Origin of the sequence: Methanobrevibacter curvatus (assembly GCF_001639295.1) — an archaeon.
GTDB lineage: Archaea > Methanobacteriota > Methanobacteria > Methanobacteriales > Methanobacteriaceae > Methanoflexus > Methanoflexus curvatus.
In genome coordinates, this window is sequence record NZ_LWMV01000220.1 from 1 (window position 1) to 9,422 (window position 9,422).

At 24.9% G+C, this 9,422-nt stretch carries 5 protein-coding genes; 3 read left to right on the top strand and 2 right to left on the bottom strand.

Features of this window, described 5'->3' with window-relative positions:
* Both MBCUR_RS09245 and MBCUR_RS09250 read left to right on the top strand, forming a co-directional pair.
* Positions 1–2,970 (top strand): Ig-like domain repeat protein (locus MBCUR_RS09245; RefSeq protein WP_157077732.1); only part of this gene is annotated, 2,970 nt, incomplete at its 5' end.
* Positions 2,971–3,501: 531 nt separating this feature from the next.
* Positions 3,502–6,903, top strand: a complete 3,402-nt coding sequence (locus tag MBCUR_RS09250; protein ID WP_067092623.1) for a Mur ligase family protein — start codon at positions 3,502–3,504, stop codon at positions 6,901–6,903.
* Positions 6,904–7,057: 154 nt separating this feature from the next.
* Here the strand turns inward: MBCUR_RS09250 and MBCUR_RS09255 are convergent, their stop codons facing one another.
* Both MBCUR_RS09255 and MBCUR_RS09260 read right to left on the bottom strand, forming a co-directional pair.
* Complete coding sequence (locus MBCUR_RS09255) at positions 7,058–7,762, bottom strand: NUDIX hydrolase (protein ID WP_157077733.1); 705 nt, start codon at positions 7,760–7,762, stop codon at positions 7,058–7,060.
* A 66-nt stretch (positions 7,763–7,828) separates the two neighbouring features.
* The gene (locus MBCUR_RS09260) at positions 7,829–8,344 is read right to left on the bottom strand and encodes a PIN domain-containing protein (RefSeq protein ID WP_067092627.1); all 516 of its coding nucleotides are present in this window, start codon (positions 8,342–8,344) and stop codon (positions 7,829–7,831) included.
* Between the two features lie 193 nt (positions 8,345–8,537).
* On the opposite strand from MBCUR_RS09260, the gene MBCUR_RS09265 reads away from it, so the two are divergent.
* Positions 8,538–9,422 (top strand): hypothetical protein (locus tag MBCUR_RS09265; protein ID WP_211265148.1); only part of this gene is annotated, 885 nt, incomplete at its 3' end.

A 9,422-nucleotide genomic window follows, 5' to 3' on the forward strand; every position in this document is an offset into this window, starting at 1 on the left:
ATTAATTTAACCATTAGTAAAGTTGTTAATGTGACTAGTGCTTTAGATGGTCAGTTAGTTTCTTATATTATTACTATTACTAATCATGGTCCTGATAATGCTACTGGTATTAGTTTAACTGATGTTCTTGATTATCGCTTGATTTATATTAGTGATAATGCTAGTGGTGTTAAAGTAGGTCAGACTCTTAGTTGGACTGGCATTACAATAAACACTAATAAATCTTATATTATTCAATTAGTTGTTAGGTTGAATGGTACTGGTAATATTGGAAACATAGTGAATGTTACTGGGTCAGATCAGAATAATACTGGGGATAATTCATCTAATGGTAACAACAGTACTGTTGATACTAATGCTAGTATTAATTTAACCATTAGTAAAGTTGTTAATGTGACTAGTGCTTTAGATGGTCAGTTAGTTTCTTATATTATTACTATTACTAATCATGGTCCTGATAATGCTACTGGTATTAGTTTAACTGATGTTCTTGATTATCGCTTGATTTATATTAGTGATAATGCTAGTGGTGTTAAAGTAGGTCAGACTCTTAGTTGGACTGGCATCACAATAAACACTAATAAATCTTATATTATTCAATTGATTGTTAGATTAAATGGTACAGGCAACATTAAAAACATAGTAAATGTAACTGGATCAGATCAGAATAATACTGGAGATAACTCATCTAATGGTAACAACAGTACTGTTGATACTAATGCTAGTATTAATTTAACCATTAGTAAAGTTGTTAATGTGACTAGTGCTTTGGATGGTCAGTTAGTTTCTTATATTATTACTATTACTAATCATGGTCCTGATAATGCTACTGGCATTAGTTTAACTGATGTTCTTGATTATCGCTTGATTTATATTAGCGATAATGCTAGTGCTGTTAAAGTAGGTCAGACTCTTAGTTGGACTGGCATCACAATAAACACTAATAAATCTTATATTATTCAATTGATTGTTAGATTAAATGGTACAGGCAACATTAAAAACATAGTGAATGTAACTGGATCAGATCAGAATAACACTGGAAACAACTCATCTAATGGCAACAACAGTACTGTTGATACTAATGCTAGTATTAATTTAACCATTAGTAAGACTGTTAATGTAACTAATGCTTTAGATGGTCAGTTAGTTTCTTATATTATTACTATTACTAACCATGGTCCTGATAATGCTACTGGCATTAGTTTAACTGATGTTCTTGATTATCGCTTGATTTATATTAGCGATAATGCTAGTGCTGTTAAAGTAGGTCAGACTCTTAGTTGGACTGGCATCACAATAAACACTAATAAATCTTATATTATTCAATTGATTGTTAGATTAAATGGTACAGGCAATATTAAAAACATAGTGAATGTAACTGGATCAGATCAGAATAATACCGGAGACAACTCATCTAATGGCAACAACAGTACTGTTGATACTAATGCTAGTATTAATTTAACCATTAGTAAGACTGTTGATGTAACTAATGCTTTAGATGGTCAGCTGGTTTCTTATATTATTAATGTTACTAATCATGGTCCTGATAATGCTACTGGTGTTAGTTTAACTGATGTTCTTGATTATCGTTTGATTTATGTTAGTGATAATGCTAGTGGTGTTAAAGTGGGTCAGACTGTTAGTTGGATTGGCATTACAATAAATGTTAATGGGTCTTATATTATTCAGTTGATTGTTAGATTAAATGGTACAGGCAACATTAAAAACATAGTGAATGTAACTGGATCAGATCAGAATAATACCGGAGATAACTCATCTGAAGGTAATAATTCTACAATTAATGTTAATCCTACTGTTAATTTAAATGTTACAAAAACTGCTAATACTACAAATGTTTTAAATGGTCAGGAAATATTGTTTACTATTACTGTTACAAATAATGGTCCTGATAATGCAACTAATGTTAATATTACTGAAATATTTGGACCTAAGCTAATTTATGTTAATAGTTCTACTAATTTTGGTAATTATGATGAAACAGATCATATTTGGTATATTGGAAGCATTGCTAATAGTTCAACTGTGACTTTGACTTTAGTATTCCGTGTTAATGGTACTGGTGATATTAGTAATAATTTGCTTATTTATAGTAGTGAGAATAATACAGGTAATAATACTATAAATATTACTATAAATTCAAGTAAAGCTGTTAACTTATCCATTATTAAAACCGCTAATATTTCTGGAATTGTTTATTTAAATCAAAAAATAGCTTACACAATTACTGTCTCCAATTATGGTCCTGATAATGCAACAAACATTAATATTGCAGATATTTTACCTAATCAACTTCAATTTGTCTCTGCAAATGGAACTTATCACCACAATGCTGGAGCTGTCACTTGGAGTATTGCTGAAATAGCTAATGGTGATAGCTATACTATTAAGTTAATAGTTAAAGTTGTAGGTGTTGGAAATATTGTTAACATTGCAAATATTAATTCTTCAAATGAAACTAATGTTGGTAAAAACAGTAGCAACTCTAACGATTCAAATATCACTGGAAAACCCAATAATCCATTTAATGCGAATAAAACAAATACTAAATTAGTTGCCTATTCACCAAAAACTAATGGAAAAACTGTAGAACTTGTTGCAAAACTAACTGATGTTAATGGAAATCTACTTAAAGGAAAAACCATTAAATTTTATATAGATGGAAAATATGTTGGTTCCGCTATTACTAATGGAAATGGAATTGCTAAATTAGTTTACCATCCAAGTAAACCTTTAAGTAATGGAAAGCATAAAATTTTAGCTATCTTTACAGGTGATTATAAGTATAATTCCTCTCAAGGATCCAATGTTACTTTAGTTGATGAGAGTGCTAATGGTTCAAGTAGTGGAAATGGTGACAACTCCCATATGAAGCATACGGGTGTTCCTCTTATTTTAATAGCTATTTTATTCTTACTTCTACCATTAATAAGAAGAAAAAAAGATGATTAGTATTAATTTTTTTATTTTCTTATTTTTTTTTTAAAAAAAATTTTTTATTTTAATTTTACTAATTCTCCTTGTTTTTTTTCTTTAATTTTCTATTTATATGTAAATTCTTATTTATTTATCTTATTTTGCAAAGATATAAATATTTAAAAGCTTAATATATTTATTATCTAATTGTTTAAAATTATAAAACTTTAAATATAGTCCTGAAAGAGAATTTTCGAATTAATGCTTTGTTGAAATATTTATTTATTTTAAAAAATAAGTTTATATTATACCTAATTTTTAAAATAATGATTTATAATTTTGTTATATAAAAAAATATTTATTATAATTATTTAATTTAATTAATAGATGAATATAAAAATTTTTAAAAAAAATTATTACTTCTAAACTTTATTTTATTGACTATAGTTTTTATAATTTTTTTGTAACTGTTATAATCTTTATAAATTTTATAAATATTTTATAAATATTTTGTTATTGTTTTTTTAAATATATTTAAAAATATATAATAATGCTATTTTGATTTAAATGATAAAAAATAAGAAAATTCTTGTAGTTGGAGCAGGAAATGCAGGCAGACCAGTGGCTAATCTTTTAAATTTTTTAGATAATTCAATTCTTGTCAATGATTTAAATAGCTATGATGATCTTCCTAAAAAAGCTCAAAAGAATATTGATATTTTAAAAAATAGAGGAATTAAATTTTTACTTGGATCTCACAGTAAAATTGCAATTGAAGACTTTGACTGTGTTTTTATATCACCAAATATTCCAAAAACTTCTCCATTTATAAAAAAATTAATGGCTGCTTATTCTAATGGAGATATAAGTTTAATTACAGACAGAGATGTGGGATTAATTTTAAATGGCTTAATTCATATTCCAATGATAGGGATTTCAGGAACAGATGGAAAAACTACCTCAACAAATATGATAAATTACATAATGAAAGAAAAGCAAGAAACATTAATATTTTCATCACTTCAAAGCTCTCTTGTTATTGAAGGTTTAGTTGAAATGATAATTAATGATGAGGGTAGAAATAAAGACTTAGCTATTTTTGAACTTCCTCATGGAACAATTCGTTTAGTAAATGGATTGGACCTTTCTGCAGGACTTTTAATTAATTTAACACCTGATCATATGGATGAATTTAATAGCTATGAGGAATATATTGAAAGAAACATAGCCATTAAAGATTTAATTGATAAAAAAGGAATTATAATTGCTAATGGTGATGATCCTATTATTAGTACTAGATTAAACACTATTAAATCTAGATACATAGTTTATGGACTAAAGAACCCTCAAAAAATTGAATTTGATGATAAATCTTATTACAATCCTAATCTTGAATATGATGTATTTGCTGAGGATATTAAATTGAATGGGCTTTATGGTTCAAGTTTTAAAATGAAAACAAGTGGATTTCCAACTTTAGTTTGTGATAAATGTGGTTTAATAAACTGTGACTGTGAAAATATTCAATATAAAAATATCCTTCCATTTGAAAGAGAAATAGTACTTAAAATTCCAGGTTTAGTAAATGTTGAAAATGCAATAGCCACTATTTCAATGGGATTGATTTTTGGTCTAGATTTAGACTATTTAATAAACCGTATTGGAAACTTTAATGGTGTTTCTGGAAGATTTGAAAAAATTGACATTGTAAATGATGTTAATATTTTTATGGATGCTTCACATAACCCAGAAAGTATGGAAAAGTTATTAAATGGCTTAAAAATATCTAATAGATTAATTATAAGTGTTGACAACCCTGATACTTTAACCCCTCGAGATAAATTTAAAATAGGTGAAGTTTTATCAAAATATACTGATCTTATAATTTCTAGTAGTAAAAACGAAACAACAGAAGTCGTTGATATTGATGCATCAATAGAGATATTTAAAGGAGTAAATTGTGGTCCTTGTGGTGAGAATGATGTTGAATTTTTCATAACTGATTCTGTTTTTAAATCAATTTTTAAAGCTTTATCTATTGCAAAACCGGGTGATACAATTTTACACATTGGTCCAGGTGTTGTAAATGCTTATGATAATGTAAAAAATGATATTAAAAATGGAATTGAGTTTTTCAAAGCTTTATCTGGAAAAATAGTTCTAATTGGAGGATGTGGAACTGTAGGAAGTCTAATGGCTAGAGTTTTAAATGATAATGGTTTTGAAGTTACAGTTTCTGATTCCTGTAAAAGTAGCTATTTAGAAGCAATTTTTAAAGATGAAGGAATAGGTTTAGATTTAGGAGGACACAGTGAGGATATAATTAAATCAGCTACTGCTTTTTTCTTAGCCCCCAGTTTAAAAGAAAATAAGAAAGTTTTTTCTAAAATAAATAAATATTTAAAATCTTTAAACATAAGTAATATTTATGGTGTGGAAGACATTTTAGATAATTTTTCAACAAATAAAATTGTAATTGGTGTTACAGGAACAAATGGAAAGACTTCTACAGTCCATATATTAAAAAATATTTTTAAAACTGCAGGATTAAAAGTTCCTGAACACAATCTTAATTTACAAGGAAACACAGAGTTGATACCTTCACTTCAAGCAAGATTAAATGGTGATGTAAGCGTTGTTGAAATTGGAACTTTTGGAGTCAAAGGGGAAATTGAAAGGTCAGTTAAAGGATCTTTCATAGATTTAGGTGTTATTACCAATATTACAAAGGATCATTTAAAAAATGTAAATTTTAATGATTATATTAATTGTAAAAAGGAATTAGCCATTTATGTGGATGATTTGATTTTAAATGGTGATGATATAAATTTAATTAATTTTAAAAAGTATAATGAAAATGGGGACAACACTTTTTATGGAATAAAACAAATAAATGAAGATATTGATAATGAAGATGTTGAGGATAAAGAGTTTGTTTATGAGAATTCAATCATTGACCATCCAATTTGTCCTATTTGTAAAAATGAAATAAAGAACATTAATCCAATTTTAAATAATTTAGGTAAATTTAAATGTTTATGTGGTCATACTAATCCTAAATTAGATGTTTTTGCTTCAAACATCCAATTTATTGATTTTAATGAGGAAATAAATACTAATAATCTTAATAAAAATTCTAACAATCTTTCTAATAGTAATTATAACACTAATTCTAATACTACTTCTAATTCTAATACTAATTCTAGCACTAACTCTAATAACAATCAGAATACTGATTCTAATAATTTTTTAAATTACAAAAATAGTGGAAAGCATATTAAATATTCTTTAAATATTGGTAAAAATCATGGAGAAATAATATTAAGTAATTCTGGAATATATAATGTTTATAATTCACTTGCTGCTGCTGCTACAGCTTATAATTTTGGAATTTCATTTGAAGATATTGTTAAAGGAATAAGTTCTTTTGAAGGCGTTCCTGGAAGATTTGAATTGATAAATAATAGTCCTAAAATAATTTTAGATTTTGCTCATAACCCTGCAGGTGTTGTATCTGTTATTCAAACTGTATTTTCAATATATGAAAAAGAATTAAATGATAAAAATAATAAACTCATTATTTTAAATTCTATTTCATCTGAAAGTGGTATGGAATCAGATATTCAAATGGCTAAAACACTCTCAAAAGGAGATATTTTAATTCCTATTTCTCAATCATCTATTGTAGCAACTGATAAAGCTGATTTAAACAATCTTGTGGTCAATGAAAAAAATCTAAATGCTAAAAATACTAAAAATAACAAAAGTAATGAAAAATCTTTAAAAATAATTAAATTAAAAGGAAAATATGATTTTAAAAAAGAAGGGACTTTAGGTGCAAGTAAAGAACAAATAAAAGAAGCTATTGAAATAGCTATTGATTTAGCAAATGAAAATGATATTATTTTAATTTTAGGAGAAGCCGGTATTAAATTTTCAAAGGAAATAATTAAAAATTATTTAAAATAAAGTACTTAAAAGAAAATAATTAAAAAATAAATAACTTTTAATATGCAATTTTTTAATATATAATTTTTTAATATATAATTTTTTAATATATAATTATAAATGCTTGAATTTAGTCTGAAAAATAATTAATTAATTGTAATTTTGCTTAAAATAATTAAATATGTAAAAATTCATATCCCTTAAAGTATAAATCTGCTATTATACATATTTTTAAGAAATAATTGTCAACATTATGATTTATAAAATCTTCTTTTTTTAATATAAATTGATTTGCTTCATTTTCATTAATTAAAATGCCTTCAGCTTTTATTTCATCGATTTTTCCTGAAAATAAATTTAATCCATCTTTAATATTTATTTTAAAAATTCCTGAAACCTCTTCTTTTTGAAATTTATATGTATTAATATCTGTATTTGATTCAAATAAATATACCTCAGATATTTCATTGTTTATTGTTCCCATATGACTATTTAAATGATACCTTCTTCCTAAGAACATTAACTCTTTAAAATCAATGTCTAAACCTATTTCTTCATTAATTTCTCTTACAAATTCATGCTCTTTTTCATTTGATAAAATATGTCCTGCAACAGTAATATCCAATAAATTTGGAAAGTTTAAGACTTCTTTAGCCCTTCTTTGAAAAAGAATGTATTTATTTCCTTTTTTATCCTGCTGTACTATCCAACAATGAAATGTTTTGTGCCAAAACCCTTCTTTATGAGTTGCATCTCTTCTAGCTTGTCCAACTAATTTCATGTTTCTTGTATAAATATCTAAAATTTCCTCACCAGCCATTAAATTGTGTTTGTAATATTCTTCATTTAAATTATTGCTCTTAAAATCATTATTTTCCATTATAACACCTATTCTATTCCCTTTTTTATCCATTATTTCATTTTTTTATTTCCTATTCTTTCTTTTTTATAGTTTTATCCGCTTTTTGTATACTTTAGATCCACAAATTTCACAATCATCAAATTTATAACTATTAAGATATTCTTTTTTACAGCCCATGCAAACTTTTTTCCAATTGTAGATTGTATCTATTCCTTTATTTATAATGGGTTTAAATTGGATATCTAGTATTTTTAAAGTATTTTGTATGGTATAATCATCAGTAACAACTATAGGATTTTTATCTTTTAATTCAAGTGCTAAAGCCAAAAGTTTAATATCTGGATTAGATAATCTAAGTGTATCTCCAGATTTTTCTATAATTTTTTTTAATTCATTAAGACTCTCATCACTTACATCTGAAATTTTAAGATTTCCAGAAGAAATGGCTTCTTCAAGGGATAATTTTGATTTTAAATCTTTTATTTCTTCTGTTATTTCACTTACACTAAAATTGTTTTTTCCATAAGGCTTAAAACCATTTATAAATCCTGATGCATCTATTATGAAATAATTGTTTTTAGAGTTATTATTCTCTTTCATAGAAAAATATTTATTTTATATTCTTAATATATTTTATCATATTTCATTATATTTTAATTTTTTAATTTTTTATTAATTTTATACCTTAATTGATTTTATAATTTAATTAAGTTTATAGTTTAATTGATTTTATCATTTTTTAATTTATATCTTTATTAATGCAGTAAATTGTTTTAAATTATCTTGGAGTATTATGAAAATAGAAAAATTTATAGATAAAGCTGATTTAGATCATCATGATATTAAGGAAAAGCTAATTAGTCTAAATGGATGGAATTTAGCTATTTTAAATATAATACTTGATTTTAAAAATGATATTTTTCATTTTAATGATATTATTCCCTACTTTCCTATTTTAAAATCTCATTTTATACATAATTCAAATATTAGATCATCTGTTACTTCATCATTAAAACATTTAAGTAATTTAAAAATAATACATTTTTATGGTGGAGGAAAGTATAAAAAACTATTTAAAGATGATGAAATTTTATTCTTTAAAAATAATCATGAAAATCATGATTTGTTAAAATTGAGTCATTACAACAATAAATTTAATCATATTTCATCTTCTTCATATCCTTCTTTATCTCCTTTTTCACCTTCTTCATCTTTTTCTAATAATAATGCTAATAACAGTAGTATTAATAACACTAACAATTCTAATAATGATATTGACAAGGTTAACAATATTAATAACACTGACAATTTTAATAATAATGCTAATAGAGAGAATAATTTTAATCATGATAATCGAAGTAAGTTTAATGAAAAAAACAGATTAATGGAATTAAAGCCATTTGAGGATATGAATGAAATAAACAACCACAATTCTAATCTAAAAATTCAAAATTATTCTGTTTCAATAGATGAAAGGATAAAAAATTTAAATGGATGGAATCTAATGGTCTATGATAAAATTATTTCATTAAAGATGAACTGTTTTAAATTACAAACTTTACACTTTTTTTTTGCAGATTTTAAAAAGAAATATCCTAATAATAACAATATTAAATCTACAATAGCTTTTTCATTAAAAAATTTAGAAGATTTAGGATTGATTAAAGAAATTAGAAAC